The following is a 19,207-nucleotide window of genomic DNA, read 5'->3' on the forward strand; positions in this document are numbered from 1 at the left end:
GGATGGTGATCAAGAAGGAAACTTTGCTTTGCTCCCATGAGACGAACTCGGTAGAGGCCATTTTTTAGATTTTTGGAGTCGATCGGTTGGCCCAAGAAGCTCTTATATTCTATCGAAGCTGGATTGCAAAATTTGCCTTTCATGCATTCGAGGTACATCGAGTTAAAATCTAGGGCGATGATTGCTCGTTCTGGTCTGTTTTCTTTTAACTTGAAAACCTCTTGATATCCATCCTTGAATGCGAATAAGAATTTTCGATCGTAATCGTTCTTGTAACGGATTTTTTTTAAGACCGCTCGTAAGTGATGTCGAGATAAGTGCTTGCTCAGGCTGCTTGAGCGAATTCTAAGTTGATCAAGTTTTCTTAAGTGTTTTGTGAGTACATCATAGTTTGCGCGAAGAGATGGATTAAACTTGATGTCTGGAAAGATTGGGAATTTTGTCTCCAGTACATCGATTTGTATGCCGTAACCTGAAGCAGGAACGACAATTTCAAGATATTCCCTACTTGTGAGAACGCATAGGCGATGGACGCCTTTTGAAGCAGCCATCGCCAAGAAGGCGTCCAATTCCCAAGTCCGTCCGTTGAACCAGGCGCTAGATTTTTCGACGGATACTGGTAATGTTGCCGTCTGGCGAATCTTAGTTATGTCCCGTCCGCGCAATTTGTATTTTTTTGTAGCATGAATAGAAATTGAGCCGAGGTCGGACCGGTTGTCTAGTTTTCCACAAATAATGTCATTTGGCATAATTGTTGTTTGCGTAGGCGAACGCAGCATTTTTGATGAACTCTTCAGATGGCACATTTTCATCAAGCTTTCTTAAGGCCTGAATAGTTGCACGGTGATGCTGTGGGAAATAGTAGGACAACGGTCTTAGGTGCCTAACACGCCACCTTGGCCAGAATTTTTTACCGCTTAACGCAGTCGAAGGGCGTGGATCATCGTACTCCATCTGTAACGAAGCGTTGCTTACAGAATCTATATATTCGACGTAACCAGGTTGTCGGTCAACTATGTCAAAAATGTTAAAATGCAGGCGTGCAGCACTAAGTGCATTTTTCATTGGTGTGACGGGGATTTTCTGTGCTGTACCTATACCTAGATGTCGATCTACGACGGAGTGAATGAACTCTTGGATTTGGGTGACTCTATCGTACGCGGTGAGTCGGCTAGTATTTTGGCGTAGCGATTTACTTAAGTTGCTTATTTGGTCTTTAAGTAAGTTGGTGGGTTCTATTTTGCAGACCTTATACAGAATGCCTTCCGCTAATCTGTTTATACATTCACTATTTTTGAGAATGGTGGCGTAGTATCCTGGTAGGCTTTCTTTAGTCATATATCTCACAATTGCTAGTTGCAAGCTGTCATTGTAGACTTTGTAAATCAATGCTAGTTTTATTTTTCTATTGTTTTTTAGTCCAGCTACCAGTTTGACTGCTGCTTTGAATTTTTCTGAGTTTAAAGGTGCATTTTTTTTCTCATCCGGTTCGTGAGCGTGATCCAAATCGCATTCCCATCTGCCGCAGTGGCAGCGGGTCCCGCCGTTAAGAAGACGTCCAACTCCTGCTGCCCGTTCAAGCGGTGTTAAACAGTTATCATCCCAGCTATCAGAACTCAATTCCTTACCCTCCCTTGTGTAAAGCGTAGCGTACACCCGAATAGTCCCACGAGTATTGAAGCAGGTAAACCTAACACGGCGGACTAAGCATCTTGATTCTTCGCCCCTGATCAGCCGGCGTTGGTTAATCGTGCTGCAGCGTTAGGGCGGTTGCTGGCGGTCGAATATCCATGACTTTTCTAACCGAAAAGTGAGCAGCCGCACAGTCAGGAGGTAATAGTACCGCGTCGACTCACTGCGCCCACCTACGCGATGATCGAGAAACCAAGCTACGTGCTTTCTCTGCCAAGCCCATGGTGTTTCCAGCTGCCAGCGTTCAAATATCTCAGCTTGGATGAGCTTTGCTTGCCGTAAATGGCGTTGCCGCGTAGCGTGCGATCCTGTAAGTACGCCAGCCAAGAATAATTCCATGTTGAATGGCTTACTACTCATGTACTCCCTCCAATGTAGGCAGCAACCACGTCGATCCGACCGTGCCCCAGCTCGTAGCTGATTTGCCTCCGAGCCTCACAATCAAGGTTCCTATCTACCTGGCAACAGTGGCCGCTATTGATAGGCGCGCGGTGTTGGGTGATTTGCTCATAGCGCTCACATGCGTATGCCGCTCGTAGCTCATGGAAACCTTTGAGGTTGTTTGCATGCAGGATATCCCGCGCAGGACGGATGATTTCTTGTAGAAAATTCAGGTAGCTTTCGTGTGGCGCAATCAGGTTGCGGCTACCCGCAGGCGACACCTCGTACGCAAACCCAAGTGCACCCCGAACATGGTCGTCCACCGCAATCCATCGTTGCGCCGAGGCACCGGCGCGGCCGCCTTTGGTGCCGTCTTGGATGTTGATCATGCCGAACTCTTTAGCCTCACGACTTAGCCGCGGCAGGTCAGCCAAGATGGCCTCACGCAAGCGCACGCCGGTGGCTCGCGCCAACAGAACAATTGCGGCGGCCCGTAGCTGATGATCGCGGCAAAGCACATCAACGATCTGCTTAACATGTTTACGGTCTTGGCCCTGCGGCACTGAGTGGCGAATACCGGTGCGCTGCATACCCAACGCCTTGCTCGGACTGGGCAATTTCACGTTCTGATCACCGCGAAGCGCCGCCATGGTCCTGTTAACGCTGGATAGCCGGTTTTGTGCGGTGCTGACAGCAAGGTCACCGCGCCTAACCGCGTCTTGCAAGTACGCCTCGTAGTCGATTAGCACCTTCCGATCAATTTGCCGCGCATCATTGATGCCGGGGCCTGGGTCGGAGCGGCACCACTTAACGAATGCCTGCCACCGATCACAGTGTGCTTTCACCGTGCCGTAGTGGCCGTCGCCGAACATGTCTTTCAGCGCCTGCGGCCCTGCATAGCTCAATTGCCTGCCGTAGCCAAAATTACGACCATCGCGTTTACCCACCAATGCCATGTCGGTCACCTCATCTCTTGCTCTCCAGTCCTCGCCCCACGTCATCCCGCCAAGAATGCTGAGTGTTATCAGGGATCAAGGCCCCTGCGACCTGTGGGGAATGTCCTCTACGCGGGACTGGCGACTCCTTACGACCGGGAGCAGGGGCATCTCATGATCTGGCCTCCTGAGCACCGATACCGGTGGGCGGGTGGAGGCTGCATTGGCTGACGAGACCAGTGCCGCGAGATCCTGAGCCGTGTGCAAGCAGCAATGCGATGACCGGGGCATGCCTGACTGTCAGTCAGGTGCAGTCCATTCCCTGGTCTGCGGCACCATCATCTACAGCGCTGTTGCTGGTGACATCGGCGTTTGTCACGCCGATTGTCACGAGGAGAGTTGCCGCAAAGCCAAGTGCGATGAGGGCTGCAGCAGTGTTAGAAGCGCCCGTCTCTTTCCAGAGAAAGAGACGGGAACAGGTTGGCGCAAGATTCGGCCAAGCGGATAGGTTGCTGCAGGGCAGCGCAATAGGAAGTGTCGTCTGGCGCACGAGGGCCATGAAATGTAGTTGGCATCCATCACCGGGGAGGTGACCGGGCGAGCTGCCGGATGCGAATCGCCCTTGGGGAGAACCACCGCGAGAGCGGCGTGGCCTTGAAGGTTCGGGCCACCTGGGGTGCTGTCATCGACAGCGCTTGCACGGCCAGTTCTACGCCTGTGGATAAACCCGGTCAAGGGCCGCGATTCAGCGCTACTTGGGATCTGAAAAGCGGTTATCCACCGGTGGAATTCCGTGGTAACTCCCGGACAACGACGTGGCTTTTAGCTTTTCAAAGTGAGGTCCATCCAAACAGGGCGGCTTTGCAGCCCTGTTTGGATGGACCCGCGCTGACAAGCGGATAAACGAGGCTGCTTTCCCTGAGTCTTGAGCGCTCAGTTGCTGTCGCCGCCGTTATTGCGCCTATACAGCCCTAGCGGATCGATACCACGTTCTTGTCTCTGACTTGGCCGTATGCAGAGGCGAGCAGGCTGCCGGTGGCGGCTTTCTGGATGTACTCACTCCACCAGGCCATCATCGGACGTCGGCGCTCAATGTAGTCGGCTCGGTTGTAGGCGCTGCGCACCTCATCCTTGTCGACGTGCGCCAGTGCGACCTCAATGAGCTCCGGGTCCCACCCATGTTCATTCAAGATGGTGCTGGCCATCGAGCGCATGCCATGGCTGACCAATCGATCCTGAAAACCCATGCGTTTCAACGCCATGTTGGCCGTTTGGCTATTGGCGTGGGTGCGTGGATTTCTGTCTGCCGGGAAGACGTATTCGCGATGGCCGCTGTGAGTCTTTAGTGATTCCAACAGTGCGACAGCGTGATCACTCAACGGAATGCTGTGTGGGCGGCGCTTCTTCATCCGCTCCGCAGGGATAGTCCAAACGCGCCTTTCAAAGTCAATGTCTGCCCAGCGAGTAGTCGCCGCCTCGGCGGGGCGAGTCATCGTGTGCAACTGCCATTCGATCAGGCAGCGGGTGGTGCGTTTGATGCTGGCGTTCGCGATCTCCATCATGAGCTCGGGGAGTTCTTCGGGCGGAAGCGCTGCCATGTTCTCTTTCTTGGGCTTCTTGAATACAGCCCTGATGCCGCTGAGCGGGTTGGCGAAGATCAGGCCGGAATTTACGCCGTAGGTCATGATTTCGTTAAGCCGCTGGCTAAGACGCTTCACCGTCTCCAGGCTGCCTTTCGCTTCGATTGGACGAAGCAATGCGATCACCATCGGCGCGGTGATTTTTGCGAGTGGTGTCGTCTTCAAATCGGGGAACACGTGCAGTGTGAGCGACCGCCAGATGTCCTCGGCGTAGGCCGGGGTGACTGAGTCTTTCTTGAGCTCGAACCAGGCGGTGGCCACGTTCTCGAAGGTGTGTTCCGTTTCTGCGCGCTTGGCTTCATTCAACGTATTGCGCTGCACCTTCGGATCGATGCCTTGGGCGAGCAGCTCGCGCGCTTCGACTGCCTTCTTTCGTGCGTTCGCCAGTGACAGTTCGGGGTAGGTCCCAAAGCCAATGTTGATGCGCTTCTTGGTCACCGGTTCGCGGTAGTTGAAATTCCACAGCAACGAGCCGTTGCTGCGTACTCGGAGCTGCAAACCGTCACCGTCAGTAAGGACGTAATCCTTGGACGCCGGTTTGACTCCCTTGAGCTGTCGATCGGAGAGGCGGAGGTTTTGAGCAGGCATGAGATTGTCCTCAAGCACTGATTCGGTATTCCAAAGATTAGCACCTGGTGAGCTGGAATACCGTCTGGAATACCCGAACCGCTGGAACTCAAAAACTCTCAAAAGACCGCAAAAACGCTGGAAGCCGCGTATTTGATGGATCGCAGGCACAAAAAAAGACGTCCGTGGACGTCTTTGTTTGATCATTTGGTGGAGCCGGGGGAATCTGAACTCGCGTCCGCGTTTCTTTAGCTCGGCGCTCATATACAGGGCGGAATGTGAGGCGCATCCACTGGTTGGACCGGCTAACCGAAATCAACCCAGAAATAGCTCGTAGTAAGTCAACAGCGGTTAGAGATCACATCCACTTTCATTTCGTCGTAGGAAAATTCCTCTTTTTTGGTAGTCTTTCGTAACCAATGGAGAGGAATTTAATGCCCGTCATCATCGTTGAAAACGACACATCGCAGTGGGCAGACGAGACAGGGGCTGTCTATCACTTCCCAAAACGCTACAAAACCTGGCTCGCTCAGGGCACGGAAGTGATCTATTACAAAGGCCGCATCAAGGACAGAGCCTTTTCTCCGTCACGCCTCAGCGACGCGCCGCATTATTTCGGCAAGGCACGCATCGGCAAGGTCTATGCGGACCCTAAGAGTGATAAAGGTGATCTTTTTGCGTTCATCGAGAATTTCAGACCGTTTGAAAGCGCTGTCCCAGCGAAAGTCGGCGGAGCGTACCTGGAGACTATTCCCACTAACCGCGTTAAGAACTACTGGCGTGACGGGGTTAGACCCATCTCCCAGTCCGATTACGATGGCATTTTAAGCCATGCGAAGCTTTTGCCCTTCCAGGCCGAAGCGATCGTTTCCAATACGGACGATGATGAATTCATCTTTGAATCTTTCAGTGAAGGCAGCAAGACAAGCTACTTCGGAACTCGCTACGAGCGTCGGAAAGATCTGAGGGTGAAGGCCATCGCCTTCCACGGGCTTGACTGCAAAGCATGCGGGTTTGAATTCGAACAGGCTTACGGTGAGCACGCAAAGGGCTTCATTCACGTTCACCACGTGGTACCAATTTCAAAATTTGGTGGGGAGCAGGCTGTGAACCCTGAGACAGATCTGGTGACTCTCTGCGCCAATTGTCATGCGGTAGTGCACCGCAAGCGAGAAATGACTCTAAGCGTTGATGAGTTGAAAGGCATGCTGCGCGGACGATGGGTCAACGATCCTGTGTAGAGGTCTAAGCGAACACCGATTCGGGCCGATAGCCATGCGACGGGCTTGAACAGATCGCGCACCTTTTAGTCAGCTTACTCAAGCCTTTACGTTTAGCTTCGGCCTTGATGTCGAAAAGGAGCTGGAGCTCGGATGGGTCAAGCAAAACATATACTTGGGTCGCCTCCGAGACCAGATGTGAATTAGGTCTCGAAGCCATCCGTTGAGGAGTGGTCAGTTCAGCGCATCATGCCTAACTCGGCATCATCCATTAATGCTTTTGCCAACGCGCAGAGGTAGTGCGATGCCCAGATCAGGTGCGGCTTGTCTTCCATCAAGCCGTCCAAGGTCATATCCCGTGCATAGCCCATCAGCTCCGAGGCTTGTTCACGGGCGCTCTGGCAAGGAATGCCGGCTTCGATGCGAAAGAGGGGGTGGGTCTGGTTCTCACCTTGGAAGAAGGTAGTTTTGCCAACGGTAAATTTGGTTTCTTCTGTAGACATTGTTCAATCTCCCCGAAATCTCTAGTACCTGTGCTAACGCCATCGCCAGCAATCCCCCACAGTTGCTCACAAGCGCGTCGGCTTGTGACGAGGGTCAGTCCACTGTCGGGGCCTGGCTTGCTGGTGATGGGTTGTGCCCAGGCCAAACAACCAGTTAGACGTCAGTGCGAAGTCGCGGCTTCAGTGGGTGTCTGTAGCTGAACCAGCGCGGACTCAAGCAATGCTCGCAGCGTCTCCAGTTCGTGCATCGAGGTCATCATCAGAATCGACGCTGGTGACTTGGGTTGCAGCAGCATTGCCTGATGCACAACGGTCGCCGCGCATAGCGCGTAATCCGTGGCTTCGATCAGGGTGTCTTCAAGGCAAAGAGTTTTGTGGGGCGGATCAGGAACGATCTTCAGCATCTTTTGGTCCTCGGTGGAGCGACCAGCGCTTGCTGTCAAACAAGTGGAGGCAGCCGTGTATGGGTTGACAGACCGGTGAAGACCAAACCGGCGCACACGAGGTGCCCCACACACAGCCGCCATAGGCAAAACCGCGTGTTTGGTCGTCAATCAGCCTGTCAAAGCTAGTCGTTGATATGCAACGACAGACCGAGACTAAAACGCTGAAAAATCGACCGCAACGAAAAACAGCCGCAGGGAGTATCTTTGGGAAATGCCCTACAAGGAAGTTCTTATTTCTGATTTTTTACGCGCTTTCATCGCCAGAAATCTGCAGCGTTCATTGCTCGTTCAACAATCGAAAGCTCTCAAAAAGCTAACCAGCCAGTAATTGCTGTATCCAGCTATGTCCCGATGATGTCAAACGGTCACCATGGACTTACGCCCCCCAGCCCCCGAAACTGTCCCTCACGCACCCAGACCAAGGCAGGTCATGACCAACCTCAAGCGCGCCACCTCCCTCCTGCTGTTGCTGGCCACAGCCTCACTCACGGCGTGCCTCCCTTGGAAACGCGAACGCGCCGCCTACGCGGACCTCTGCGAATCCGAGTTCCAGTTCAAAGTCCCAGGCCCGCAGGGCGAAACCACTCTCTACCTGGAAACCTACCTCTACGATCACGCCGCCCTATGGGGCGAAAAGCGCTACGAGCAAGGCCTGCACGTGCAGTACCCGGGCGAGCAGTACCCGCGGCCGGAATTCTTCGTGCAGATGATCGCCTACAACAAGGACCGCCAGCGCCCGTCGACCGACTCCAAACGTGGCCAGCCGCCGATCCCGGTGCTGTACGACAGCCGCCAGGCCTACATTACCTTCGAAGACGGCTCGCGCCTGAATGCGCGGCCCGAGGTGTACGTGGGCCTCAACGATATCTACGACTATCCGACTGTGACTGAGCGGGCTGCCAGGCCATCGCCGTACGACATCAACAGCGATGAAGTGCACCGGATGATTCCCAAGCTCACCAACAACAAGCGCTATGGCTCGGCGTATGTGATCTTCCAGACGGACAAGCTGGACGCCGACGCCAAGTGGACCATTCACCTGGGTAGCCTGCAGGTGCAGGGGCGCGAGGTGGCGATTCCGCCGCTGCGGTTGTGTTATCACCCGGTGAAGAAATGGATCGGTATCGAGCCGCTGATGCGGCCCTGATACCAAGGTTTGAAGGGGGTAAGTGCTTTTCTAGTTTTGCTGCGGAAGGCCAGCCCACCCGTCCCGCATGCCTGCAAACACGTTCAAGCTCGGGCATACCAGGCGCACCATGCGATCTGCCTTGCGGCGGTATTTGAGGTTTTCGTCCTCTGTCCACACGTAGGCTTTGAGCCAGATCGTCACGGAACCGACCTGAAAGCGCAGGGCGCTCTCTTCATCCAGAATCTTCAGCGCTCGCTTGATCTTTTCGTCGCGCTCGAAAACGGTGGCTACCAGCCCGACGCGATAATCCAGGCCGCTATCCTGTTGCTGTTTCACCGCGCGGAAGTCGGCATCGGAGAAACGATAGTAGCCCCCTCGCTCCAGCTCCAGTTCGGTCTTGATCTCATCATCCTGATAGCTATACGGATGGCTGTGGTAATCGCCGAGGAACGTGACCTCGGGGAAGAAACTATCGATGAAGCTTTGTTTGATTTCCTGCGGGGCAGCACCGTAGGAAATCGACCCTTTGTCTCGGGTGACAGCGGTGCACGTGTCTGCCCAAACCACGCGATACAGGGTTTGTCCGCCAATGGTGGTTTGAGCGTAACCCCACAGGTGGCCGAACGTTTCCACCCGCGCTGAGAAATCACCGTTTTCGAGTTGGTGCTCGACCTTGTAGGCTTCCAGCGCCGAGGTGACGATGCTGAAGAATGCCTGTTCGGATATCGATACTACTGAGTTGACCATGGGTTGCCTGGGGTTAGTCGATCGGTTGTAGGGGCGCCGTTCGGCGTGGCTTTACGGTAGGGTTCGTCATCAACCGTGCTGTTGGCCGCGACGGTTTGAAGGTCCGGCAGATTGCGCAAGAGGATCTGGTCGATCAGGAAGCGGCGTGCTGCACGTGATTTGGCACTGACGCTGCTCGGGTGCTGTATGCGGTAGCACTGCACCGAGTCATGCAGGCGGAAGCGCCACAGTTGGTTAACCGGTATGCCGTGCATACGGTAATCACCAAGCTCGCTGCAAACACTGTGCTCACCCTTGTGCGGAAAGAACTGCTGCCTTATGCGGGCACTGCTCGCGCCGTTGGCAAACACGATGATGTCAGGGCGAAGAATGTCGATTTGCGCCTCGAGCAGGCGCTTGGATACCTGCATGAGCTGCGTGAAATGCCGCCAACGCAGTGGGGAGCTTCGCTGCCATGCGAAGCTGAAGAGGTTGGCCCAGGCGATACCCAGGGTTTGATCAGCCTGGCGTATTTCGCGGAGAAAGTTGAAGAAGCTGGCTCCGCGGTCGGTTTTGTCGTGTAGATACTTTGCAAAATGGCTTTGCTGTATTGCCATGGCGCGCTGGATGTACTCGTCCAGGTCTGCAAAGGGTTTGCCGGGGGTCAACACATCCCAACGGCGCGTTTCGCGGCCCACGACCATGATGCGGTTCGTGGCCTGCTCGAACTCAGGTGAGGTACCAGGAAGGAACAAGCCTGAAAGGTGCTTGAAATCCGCTTCTTGATCGCGGCTGCGGTCCAGCCAATGCAGCGGGAGGTCTGATAATGCTTGGCGGTACGCTTCCGTCAATTGCTGATGTTTGCTTTCCATCGCTTGCTTTCCAAGGCCGCATCAATGCGGAAATTCTGTGGTAAGGAAGGTTTGCAAATTGGTGGGGTAGTGTCAAATTGATGTCACGCATCGCGCGCCCGGCAGCGCATCAGCGGTTGAGGGTAGGGCGGTTCATTGGCGGGCGCCTGAGAGGTGAGCGGCGATGAAGGGGGACTTCTGGCCTTCTCATCCGGGCGATTCACGGCATGTGATCATGCTGATCGCAAATTCGGGTAAACGCGCTTCAAGCCATGTTGGGCTCGGGCAAATCTCGTCACTTCACTGCCGCTGTGAACGTTGAAACCCGCTGACTGCGATCTGCACGGCGGCTGCCACCAGGCAAAGCAGCCCGATCTGCCAGCCGCCCTGCAGCCCAAAATAATCGCCTATCGTTCCGACCATCAGGACGGTGAAGAAGATGGTGAAAGGCAGAATCATTTTGTTTATCGGGGCTTTCAGCAGGCTGCATGGGCATAGGTAAAGCGCAGCGTACTCGGCAGAAATGAGCGCGGATCATAGCAAGCCCGGTTCCGCGTAAGGCGTCGTGTGCATGGCTTCATCACTAGTATCAAAGTGATATCACTTTGGATATAGTTGCGCCCGGCCGATGACCGGCCTTGCCAATGATGGCGCAGTGGAGCACTCCTGATGATGGTTCGGAAGTTGATTGGGGCAGCAGTAGTCGTAGCAATGCTGGGTACTCAGGGTTGCGCGAGCATCGTTGGAGAGTCGCGATACCCGGTCGCGGTATCCAGTGCGCCGATGGGGGCGTCATTTGAAATCACCGACAAGAACGGCACCGTCGTACACACGGGCAATACCCCAAGTACCGTTACCCTGAAGTCGGGCAAAGGCTATTTCTCGGGGCAGACCTATACGCTGCGGTTCAAGAAAGAAGGCTATCCGGACAAGACCGTGGAACTGGATTCGAGCCTCAGCGGTTGGTACTGGGGCAACATCCTGATCGGGGGAATCATCGGCCTGCTGATCGTCGATCCTCTCACCGGCGCCATGTACAAACTGCCGGAATTCGCCTCTGCAGATATGGGCAAGCCGTTGGCTGACATTGGCGAGCAGCCCCTGAAAGTTGGCGTAATCGACGATTTGACTGCTGCTCAGCGCGAGCGTCTTGTTCCGGTTAAATGATCAACTGCAGCTACATCCCGTCTCCCAGCCCTCCCGGCTGCGCTGTCGCGCAGGGAACTCTGCCCGCAAGCCCGCCGCATCAGGTGTGGGAGCCTGGCTTGCCGGCGATGGGCTGCGCAGCGGCCCCAAGGTCTCAATTCAGTCACAATCCGCCAGAATGGTGTCGCCTGCATTGGGGCTGCTTCTCAGCCCATCGCCGGCAAGCCAGGCTCCCACAGTGACCGCATCAAATCATAGAGATACGATTTGGTCCATGAGGTCGGCTTCAGCCGCGAACACCGGCGTAGCCGGTGCCATCCACCACGTGCCGGTTGTACTCTGATTTTCACTGCAACCTCGCCGATCAGACGCCGCACAATGCCGCAATGCTCACCAGCGTAACGCCCACGCCCATCGCCAGCACTGCGCCCAGTCGCGGTGTCGACCTCTCTTCGCGTATATGCCGCGCAGCCCTGCGATAGCCGCCGATGATCAACAGCGAGTAGACGCTGCCTATCGCCAAGGCCATGAGCATCAGCGTGGTCATGGAACCGTAATGGGCCAGTGGATGACGAAACGCGATGCATCCCAATATCAGGCTAGACAGCACCGTGCGCTCCCAAGTAAGCGCCGTGCGCTCGGGCTGCAGGCCTTGGTCGTCATGCGGGGGCATATGAGGTGCGCTCAAGGCAGCAACAGCAAGGTGGAAACGATCAGCCCGAACAAACCCAGCAGCGGTGCCAAAATCGGGTACGGCAGCGCTTGCCGATGGCGCAGGGCGCGCTCGACATTGAGCCAGCGCAGGGTCGCATTGACGCTGACCACTAGCGCCATGCCCGTCAGGGCATAGGACAGCAGCGCTTGTGGGCGCCCGGCCAGCAGCTCCAGCGGCAGCGCATCCAGTGCGATACCACTGGCCAGAAGGGCAAGGGCCGTGCGGATCCAGGCCAGAAAGGTGCGTTCATTGGCGAGCGTGAAGCGTGGGTCGGGTTCGCACCCTTCGGCCAGTGCAAAGACCTGACGGAATCGGGATTTCAGCGATTTTTCAGCGGGTGGATGCAGCATGGCAACGAACCTTCTATTTGAACGCTGGTGGTGTGCAGTCGATCGACGCGCCTGCGTTGGCATTCTGAAGGGTTCTGTTTACATGGCTAGGGCAGTTCTTGCTTAACGCTATGCACTTCTTGGCAACCGCCGTACTAAAAAAGCACAGCGTTGATCGAATATCTGCATAGCCCGCACGCTGGGCCGTTGGCTAATGTAACCCCTGCTAAAAAATCCGACGAATCATATTCAAAAGGGGTGAACTCCATGGCTTCAGGGGAACTGCACTCGGCGCAAAACGTGCCACTGCCTTTCGGTGTTGATGACATTAAATCCATGATCGGCCGTAAAGTCTGGAACGTGCTGGGTACTTCGTATTGGCCGATTCTTGGCGGGGATGATCAGAGCAGTTTTGCCTGGTTGACCTATGACCCGCCCGGCAGCTTCATACCGCCCCATACGCACCCTATCCAGGATGAGCATGTGTTCGTCCTGGAGGGTGAGTACTCGCTGTACAAAGATGGCGAATGGATGACCGCCAAGCCGGGCGATCACGTCTGCTGGCCACGTGGTTCCAGCCATGGGTACCGCATCGATGCGGACAAACCCGCCCGCGGGCTGTTCTGGGTAAGCCCAGGTAACGACCTGTCCAGCCTGTTCGATGAGTTGCACAACCAGGCCAGCCCCGAAGAGGTGGTCAGGCTGTCCGGGCTGCGCAACATCCTGTTTGCCAAGCCCGGTACTTCGCCGAACTTCGAATAGACCAACGGCTCAGCCATCCTGCCGGGGTGGCTGATTACCCAAAGCAAAAATGAATATAAACCCAACGAGAACCGCATAGTGATAGGCCCAGTGCCTGAATTAGATTGCTGTGGCGATAACCCGCATGTTTAATCAATTAGAATAAAAAGGTAGTCAGATGAGCCAGGTAAATCATTCCGGAATGACTGTTCACACGCTCGGTACTGGTGGTGGGCCAGTTGTCTCCGCCAGCCGCGCGGGTATCTCGACAGCGGTGGTAGTTGATGGCTGTTCCTACGTGTTCGACTGTGGCATGGGCAGTATTCGTAACTACCGCTCCCATTGCACGTGGGATCAACTGCGCGCGATTTTCATTACTCATCACCATTCTGATCATATTTACGACCTGGGCTCTTATTTGCTGACCGGCTGGCAGGTGCCGGGCGAGTCCTTCAGCCAGCCGATTCACGTTTACGGCCCGGCCAAACCGCCGCGCGTACCCGCCCTGCATGTTCACGGTGATCACCCCGTGGTGCCGGGCTGCTGCGGCGGCGACCACCCGATGGTCGGCACTGCGGATGTGGTGGATGCATTGATCAACCGCGTATTCGCCTCTGACGTTGCCATTCGCATGGCCGACGAAGGGCGCTCCAGCCCCAACCAGTGGGTGTATGGCCACGATATCGAAGTGCCGGCGCACGCCAATGCGGACCCTGTGCTGGCCCGTCACCCGGTGATGGACCCCTTTGAAGTGTATCGGGACGAGAACGTCGTGGTGTCGGCGATTCTGGTTGATCACCGCCTGTGCTACCCAGCCTTTGGTTTCCGTATCGATAGCCAGTATGGGTCGGTGGTGATCTCCGGCGACACGACCTATTCGGAAAACTGCATCCGCCTGGCCAAGGGGGCCGACGTGCTGCTGCATGAAGTCATCGACCTGGATGCTATCCTCGCCACCTTCCCCGAAGGGCCGACCCGCCAAGGTATTGCCGTGCATCTGGAAGAGTCGCACACCTCGTACGAACAGGTCGGCAAGGTGGCGCAGGCAGCGGGCGTCAGCCAGTTGATCCTGCACCACATCGTGCCGAACGTGCCGGGCGCGGCAGACATCGAGAAAATGCTCCGGGCCGCCCGCCGTGACTTCAGCGGCAAGGTTTTCGCGGCAGAGGATAACGACAGCTTCCGCGTGGGTGGCACGGTCACTGCTGCTTGCTCGAACACTCTTTTGCCTGCGTCTGAAGCCGTCGAGGTGTGAACATGACAGAGCTCACTCAAACCGCATATCCGCCTCATACACTGCGTGCTGCGGTTGCCAAGGGGCAGATGAATCGCCGCGCCTGGTTGATCACCGGCATGCTGGTGATCTTTCAGATGATCAACTTTGCCGACAAGGCTGTTCTGGGATTGGTTGCCGAGCCTGCGATGGGTGAGCTCGGGTTGTCGGCGAGTGAGTTCGGTTTTATCGGCAGCGCTTTTTTCTTTCTGTTTGCTATCAGTGCCGTGTGCGTCGGTTTTCTCGCGGCCAAGGTGCCGACCCGATGGATCTTGCTGACCATGGGGGTGCTCTGGTCGGTCTTGCAGTTTCCCATGCTGTTTGGCGGGGGCGCTGCAATACTGCTGGTGACCCGCATTGTGCTCGGCGCCGCCGAAGGGCCCGCAACGCCGACTACCCTGCACCATGTGCACGGTTGGTTTCCCGCGCGGGAGCGCGGTTTGCCCAGCACCCTGGTCGCCATTGGCTCTACCCTGGGGCCGATCATTGCAGCGCCCATCCTGGCCTATATCATTGCCCACCCGCAGTGGGGGTGGCGCTGGGCATTCGGTTTTCTCGGGTTGATCGGCTTCATCTGGTCGGTACTCTGGCTGGTGGTCGCCAAGGAGGGCCCCTACAGCCACCTCAAGGGCAAGCAACAGGACCACGCACCAGGCGCGCAGCCGGCGCAGGACCAGGCCCCTGCCAGTGAGCGAGCGAGCATTACAGAAAAGTCGGACACACTTGCGCAGGTGCCGATTGTTCGGGTGTTCTGCTCGCGGATGTTCATCATTGCCACGCTGGCAGGTGCCGGGTGCTTCTGGGCGCAGGGCTTTCTGACCACCTGGTCGCCGCGTTACCTCGGTGCGGTAGTGTCGCTGTCGCCCGAGATGGTCGGGCTGGTATCGACCTTTCCGTGGTTGTTCGGCGCGCTGACCTTGGGTGTGCTGGGTTATGCGTCACGGGTAATGATGCGCCGAGGTGTTTCGGTATACCTGTCCTTGGGTGCCTCGTTCGGCCTGGTCCTGCTGCTGTCCGGCGTCTGTTTTCTGGTTCTTCCGCACCTGCAAGGGTATAGCGCGGTCACCATGCTGGTTGTGGCCGCGGGGCTGGCGATGACTTTTCCCCTGGCGCCGACGGCAGTGGCCTTTTGCGTTGCATCCAGACAACGTGGCGCGGTCATGGCAACGTTGACAGCGGTAGCATCGCTGGGCGGCATTGTGGCGCCGGTCATGGTCGGCCTTCTGATGGAGCGGGCAGGGTACCTGCAAGTGGGCAAGGGTGCGCCACAGAGCCTGGAAATGACCGCACGGCTGGCCGAAGGCATGAATGCTTCGTTCGCCTACATTGGTTGTTACCTGGTGGTGATGGGGTTTGTCAGCATCCTGTGCCTTGACCCTGACAGCACCGCGAAGAAACTCCAGAAGCGTTTTGCCTGACGAACCCAGGGCTCGCTCCCGCTACGTGCAGGCACGACACCATGTTGCGCCTGCACCCACTGGCGGTCCCCTCCGATTCAGTAAGTGGTCATAAAAATAACAACGTAGGTCGAGTGCCGGAGCTCTGCCTTTCGGCCAACTGACCTGCCTCCACGGCTGTGCTTTGCACACCTCAGAAGGGCTCACTTCGATGTTCCATAAAAACTGGCTGGCCAGCGGCGTTGCCGCGGGCTTGATGGGGATGTGCGTGCCGATTTCTGCCCAGGCAGACTTCGTGGGAGACCGCCAGATCAGTCTGGGGCTGCGCAACTTCTACCTGGATCGCGACTTCAAGCAGAACGGGGCGCCCCAGTCACGGGTCGGTAGCTGGACCCAGGGGTTCGATTTTCGCGCCATCTCTGGCTACACCGAAGGCCCTTTGCAATTCGGTCTTGATGTGTCCGGGCAATATGCCTATCGCCTGGATGGCGGCGGTGGTCGGGGCCCCGATAGTGTCATCCCCTACGATGACAGCAAGGGCCAACCGGTACACGACTATGGCCGCGCCGCCTTGACCGGCAAGGTGCGCTATTCCAGAACCGAGCTGAAAGTCGGCGAACACCGCCCGATGCTGCCGGTTGCCTTCATCGACGATACGCGCCAGCTCATTACCACCTATCACGGCCTGTTGCTGGACTCGCGTGAAGTGGACGGCCTGGTCCTGACGGCTGGGCGGTTTACCGAGATCAGCAGCCGCGAGTCTTCCAATCGCGAAAAAATGTACCTGTTCACCGGGCCCAATGGCCCGCGTCGCACCAGCGATGGGCTCAACTTCGGCGGTGCCAGTTACGCATTCACCCCGCGTTTGTCGGCGACGTACTTTTATGGGCAACTGGAAGATATCTATCAGCAGCAGTACCTGGGCCTTACCCAGAACACCGAGCTGGGTAACGGCTTGGTGTTGAAGACCGATCTGCGCTATTTCGACAACAGGGAAGATGGACAGGCCCTGTATGGCGACATCGACAACCGTTCCTACGGTTTGCTCGCCAGCCTGAGGAAGAATTCGCACACCGTCGCGGTCGGTTATCAGCGCATGCTCGGCGAAAGCACATTTCCCACCCTCAATGGCTATGCACCGCAACCCTACCTGGTGAACTGGTCTGCCGTCGGCTTCGTCAAACCCAACGAAAGCTCCTGGCAGTTGCGCTATGACCTGGACTTTGCCGGCTACGGTGTGCCGGGGCTGAAGCTGATGACTCGCTACCTGCGCGGCACCGGCATCGATCGTGGCAACAACGCCCTGGACCAGAACGTGGAGAGCGAGCGCAACCTCTTCATCAGCTACGTGGTGCAGAGTGGCCCGCTGCAGGGCGTTGCGTTCGAGTGGCGCAACATCGACGTCAAGACGCGCTATGGCAACGGTCAGGCCGCGGGGGTGGATTACCAGGAGAACCGCTTTATCACCAGCTACACCTTCAAGTTCTAGTGGCTCGCAGGCCGCCCTCAGGGGCGGCCGCGCTCATGCTTCAGGCTGTTTCAGTAGCAGGGCAGGCCGCTTGGTAAAGGTTGTCGATCAGCTCGAGCAGCATGCCACCCGGCCCCTCGAACGCCTGCAAAACGGTGAAGTGATCACGGCCTGCAATCTCCAGGCAGGTCGCCGGGCTACCTGTCAGTGCCCATGCCTCCGCCATGCTGCGGTTCTGCTCCAGAAACGCTGGCGTTTCTTCCCCCCCGACGACAAACGCTGCTGGCACCAGATCACCGCTGACGCGGGCGAGTGGCGAGCAAGCGTGCGCCTGGCGCATGTCCAGGCGTAGCTTGTCATTCAGGCTGGTTTCGATCAGCGGCGCCAGGTCGTAGACCCCGCTGATCGGTACTATCGCGGCGATGGGGCGCTGCTGGGGCGCGAGCGCGGTTTGCGCCAGGGCCAACTCGACCGCAAGGTGCCCCCCCGCCGAGTGCCCCGCGACGATCAGCGGCAGCTGCCGGTCCCTGACCGGAAGTGTCGTGAGGCTGAAAAGCAGGCCGTGGCCTACGCTGGCGACTATCTGATCGACAGCTACATCAGGGCACAACGGGTAGTTCAGCAGGGCGACGTTGTAGCCGCGTGCACTCAGTGCCGCGGCGATGAAGCGAAACTGTGCCTTGTCCCGCGACTGCCAGTAGCCGGCGTGCAGGTAGATCAGGTTGGCTTTGGCGCTGCCTTGGGCAACGCACAGGTCCAGGGTTTGCCTGGGGTGTAGGCCGTAGCGCACCTCAAGATTCCAGGTGCGCTCGCTTAGCACCTGGGCGTTGGCCACTTGGTACTGCTCGAACAGCGCGGTGAAGCTGGGGCGATACTGCCCGGTAACGTATTGGTATTCAGCGGTGTTTTTTGGCATGGCGCAGTCTCTTGCGTTAAAGGCAGGCTGAACAGAAACAGCCGAACCGCCACGCGGCGGTTCGGCATTCGAACAATGCACCTTCAGGTCTCAGGTGTTGCTCTGGGCGAATTTTTCGTAGTAGAGGTGGCAGTTTTCCAGGCCTTGCTCGTTCAGCCAGTTCTTCACCGACTCGACCATCGGCGGTGGCCCGCACAGGTACATGTCGAACGGCGTGGTGTGCATGTCTGGCAATTGGAAATGCTCCGTGACATAGCCGCACTTGCCGCTCCAACCAGCATCGGCGTCGCTGATTACCGGGGTGAAGCTGAAGCCTGGAATGCGCTTGGCGTAGCCTGCGATCCGCTCCAGCTCGCAGAGGTCCGCTGCCTGGCGCACGCCGTAGTAAAGGTGCACGGGTTGGCCGCACCCACCCCGGTCGGCAATCTCGTCGAGCATGCCCAGGAACGCCGACAGGCCCGTGCCGCCGGCAACCATCACCAGTGGCCGGGTGATGTGGCGCAGGTAGAAGGCCCCCAAAGGCGCCTCGAATACCAACGGGTCGCCAACCTGGCAACGCTCACGGATATAGTTGCTCATTGCCCCGTCAGGCAGCAGACGAATCAGGAACTGCAACTGGTTGGCGCTGTTGGGCTGATTGGCGAAGGAGTACGAACGCTTGTGATCGGTGCCTGGCACCTGAATACGGGCGTACTGGCCGGGCAGATAATCCAGGCGCTGCGTTGCGGCGCTGGCATCGACGTGCACAATCGCCGTGGTCGGCGAAACCTGCACCACGGCGCTGACAATGCCGCGGTGTTCACGGGTATCCGCGCCATGGCAACGTGTTGAGTCGAAATCGAAATAGAACGCTGCATCCGACTGCACGCGGGTCTGGCAGGCCAGCACTTTGCGTTGGGCAAGGTCATTGGCCGACAGCGCCTCGTCGTCCACGTAGTCCTGGGTGTACTGCCCAGACTCACAGCGCCCCTGGCAGGTGGCACACACACCTTCGCGGCAATCCAGCGGAATCTTGATGCCTGCACGCAGCGCTGCATCAAGCAGCACTTCGTTGCCCTGAACGGTGCAGAACAGTGTTTTTCCATCGGCAAAGTTGAAGGCAACCTTGTACGTCATGATGGCTCCTCCGCCG

Annotated in this window: 21 protein-coding genes; 7 read left to right on the forward strand and 14 right to left on the reverse strand. The window is 57.0% G+C overall.

Annotated features, from left to right (window positions below; translation table 11 throughout):
* From HP546_RS01930 to HP546_RS01945, 5 genes are all read right to left on the reverse strand, one after another.
* A partial coding sequence (locus tag HP546_RS01930; protein ID WP_172219095.1) for a hypothetical protein occupies positions 1-779 on the reverse strand: 779 nt, incomplete at its 3' end.
* Positions 739-1,620, reverse strand: a complete 882-nt coding sequence (locus HP546_RS01935; RefSeq protein WP_172219096.1) for a hypothetical protein — start codon at positions 1,618-1,620, stop codon at positions 739-741. The genes HP546_RS01930 and HP546_RS01935, both read right to left, overlap by 41 nt.
* Positions 1,621-1,761: 141 nt before the next feature.
* On the reverse strand, positions 1,762-2,052 hold the full coding sequence (locus HP546_RS31250) for a hypothetical protein (protein WP_256678410.1): 291 nt from the start codon (positions 2,050-2,052) through the stop codon (positions 1,762-1,764).
* Positions 2,049-3,029, reverse strand: coding sequence for an integrase domain-containing protein (locus tag HP546_RS01940; protein ID WP_172219097.1), 981 nt, complete (start codon positions 3,027-3,029; stop codon positions 2,049-2,051). The genes HP546_RS31250 and HP546_RS01940 overlap by 4 nt, the downstream gene beginning before the upstream one ends.
* A gap of 950 nt (positions 3,030-3,979) precedes the next feature.
* Complete coding sequence (locus HP546_RS01945; RefSeq protein WP_172219099.1) at positions 3,980-5,236, reverse strand: integrase domain-containing protein; 1,257 nt, start codon at positions 5,234-5,236, stop codon at positions 3,980-3,982.
* Between the two features lie 413 nt (positions 5,237-5,649).
* On the opposite strand from HP546_RS01945, the gene HP546_RS01950 reads away from it, so the two are divergent.
* Positions 5,650-6,456 carry an HNH endonuclease gene (locus tag HP546_RS01950; protein WP_172219110.1) on the forward strand — a complete coding sequence of 269 codons (807 nt, stop codon included), beginning with the start codon at positions 5,650-5,652 and terminating at the stop codon, positions 6,454-6,456.
* 218 nt (positions 6,457-6,674) lie between these two features.
* Here HP546_RS01950 and HP546_RS01955 read toward each other — a convergent pair whose 3' ends face one another.
* Positions 6,675-6,938, reverse strand: a complete 264-nt coding sequence (locus HP546_RS01955; protein ID WP_172219112.1) for a DUF3077 domain-containing protein — start codon at positions 6,936-6,938, stop codon at positions 6,675-6,677.
* Positions 6,939-7,099: 161 nt separating this feature from the next.
* On the reverse strand, positions 7,100-7,342 hold the full coding sequence (locus HP546_RS01960) for a hypothetical protein (RefSeq protein ID WP_172219114.1): 243 nt from the start codon (positions 7,340-7,342) through the stop codon (positions 7,100-7,102).
* Between the two features lie 472 nt (positions 7,343-7,814).
* Here HP546_RS01960 and HP546_RS01965 point away from each other — a divergent pair, with 472 nt between their 5' ends.
* Positions 7,815-8,531 carry a hypothetical protein gene (locus tag HP546_RS01965; RefSeq protein ID WP_172219116.1) on the forward strand — a complete coding sequence of 239 codons (717 nt, stop codon included), beginning with the start codon at positions 7,815-7,817 and terminating at the stop codon, positions 8,529-8,531.
* 30 nt (positions 8,532-8,561) lie between these two features.
* Here the strand turns inward: HP546_RS01965 and HP546_RS01970 are convergent, their stop codons facing one another.
* From HP546_RS01970 to HP546_RS01980, 3 genes are all read right to left on the reverse strand, one after another.
* Entirely contained in the window at positions 8,562-9,260 is a 699-nt protein-coding gene (locus HP546_RS01970) for a hypothetical protein (RefSeq protein WP_172219118.1), read from the reverse strand.
* Positions 9,245-10,111: a hypothetical protein gene (locus tag HP546_RS01975; RefSeq protein WP_172219120.1), complete on the reverse strand. Its 867-nt coding sequence runs from the start codon at positions 10,109-10,111 to the stop codon at positions 9,245-9,247. The genes HP546_RS01970 and HP546_RS01975 overlap by 16 nt, the downstream gene beginning before the upstream one ends.
* 279 nt (positions 10,112-10,390) lie before the next feature.
* The gene (locus HP546_RS01980) at positions 10,391-10,549 is read right to left on the reverse strand and encodes a hypothetical protein (protein ID WP_172219122.1); all 159 of its coding nucleotides are present in this window, start codon (positions 10,547-10,549) and stop codon (positions 10,391-10,393) included.
* 210 nt (positions 10,550-10,759) lie between these two features.
* Between HP546_RS01980 and HP546_RS01985 the strand changes: the two genes are divergently transcribed.
* Positions 10,760-11,257, forward strand: a complete 498-nt coding sequence (locus tag HP546_RS01985) for a hypothetical protein (protein ID WP_172219123.1) — start codon at positions 10,760-10,762, stop codon at positions 11,255-11,257.
* A gap of 343 nt (positions 11,258-11,600) precedes the next feature.
* On the opposite strand, the gene HP546_RS01990 is transcribed toward HP546_RS01985, so the two are convergent.
* Complete coding sequence (locus HP546_RS01990) at positions 11,601-11,909, reverse strand: DUF202 domain-containing protein (protein ID WP_172219124.1); 309 nt, start codon at positions 11,907-11,909, stop codon at positions 11,601-11,603.
* 11 nt (positions 11,910-11,920) lie between these two features.
* Positions 11,921-12,301, reverse strand: coding sequence for a YidH family protein (locus tag HP546_RS01995; protein ID WP_172219125.1), 381 nt, complete (start codon positions 12,299-12,301; stop codon positions 11,921-11,923).
* A gap of 315 nt (positions 12,302-12,616) precedes the next feature.
* Between HP546_RS01995 and HP546_RS02000 the strand changes: the two genes are divergently transcribed.
* From HP546_RS02000 to HP546_RS02015, 4 genes are all read left to right on the forward strand, one after another.
* Positions 12,617-13,042: a cupin domain-containing protein gene (locus HP546_RS02000; RefSeq protein WP_172219126.1), complete on the forward strand. Its 426-nt coding sequence runs from the start codon at positions 12,617-12,619 to the stop codon at positions 13,040-13,042.
* A gap of 181 nt (positions 13,043-13,223) precedes the next feature.
* Positions 13,224-14,276 carry an MBL fold metallo-hydrolase gene (locus HP546_RS02005; RefSeq protein WP_172219127.1) on the forward strand — a complete coding sequence of 351 codons (1,053 nt, stop codon included), beginning with the start codon at positions 13,224-13,226 and terminating at the stop codon, positions 14,274-14,276.
* Positions 14,277-14,344: 68 nt separating this feature from the next.
* Positions 14,345-15,712 carry an MFS transporter gene (locus HP546_RS02010; RefSeq protein WP_256676312.1) on the forward strand — a complete coding sequence of 456 codons (1,368 nt, stop codon included), beginning with the start codon at positions 14,345-14,347 and terminating at the stop codon, positions 15,710-15,712.
* A 190-nt stretch (positions 15,713-15,902) separates the two neighbouring features.
* Positions 15,903-17,180, forward strand: a complete 1,278-nt coding sequence (locus tag HP546_RS02015) for an OprD family porin (protein WP_172219129.1) — start codon at positions 15,903-15,905, stop codon at positions 17,178-17,180.
* 40 nt (positions 17,181-17,220) lie between these two features.
* On the opposite strand, the gene HP546_RS02020 is transcribed toward HP546_RS02015, so the two are convergent.
* Together HP546_RS02020 and antC are read right to left on the reverse strand one after the other, a co-directional pair.
* Positions 17,221-18,075, reverse strand: coding sequence for an alpha/beta hydrolase (locus HP546_RS02020; protein ID WP_172219130.1), 855 nt, complete (start codon positions 18,073-18,075; stop codon positions 17,221-17,223).
* Between the two features lie 90 nt (positions 18,076-18,165).
* Positions 18,166-19,191, reverse strand: coding sequence for an anthranilate 1,2-dioxygenase electron transfer component AntC (gene antC, locus HP546_RS02025; protein ID WP_172219132.1), 1,026 nt, complete (start codon positions 19,189-19,191; stop codon positions 18,166-18,168).
* Between the last annotated feature and the right edge of the window lie 16 nt (positions 19,192-19,207).

Origin of the sequence: Pseudomonas sp. CM25 (genome assembly GCF_013179705.1) — a bacterium.
GTDB lineage: Bacteria > Pseudomonadota > Gammaproteobacteria > Pseudomonadales > Pseudomonadaceae > Aquipseudomonas.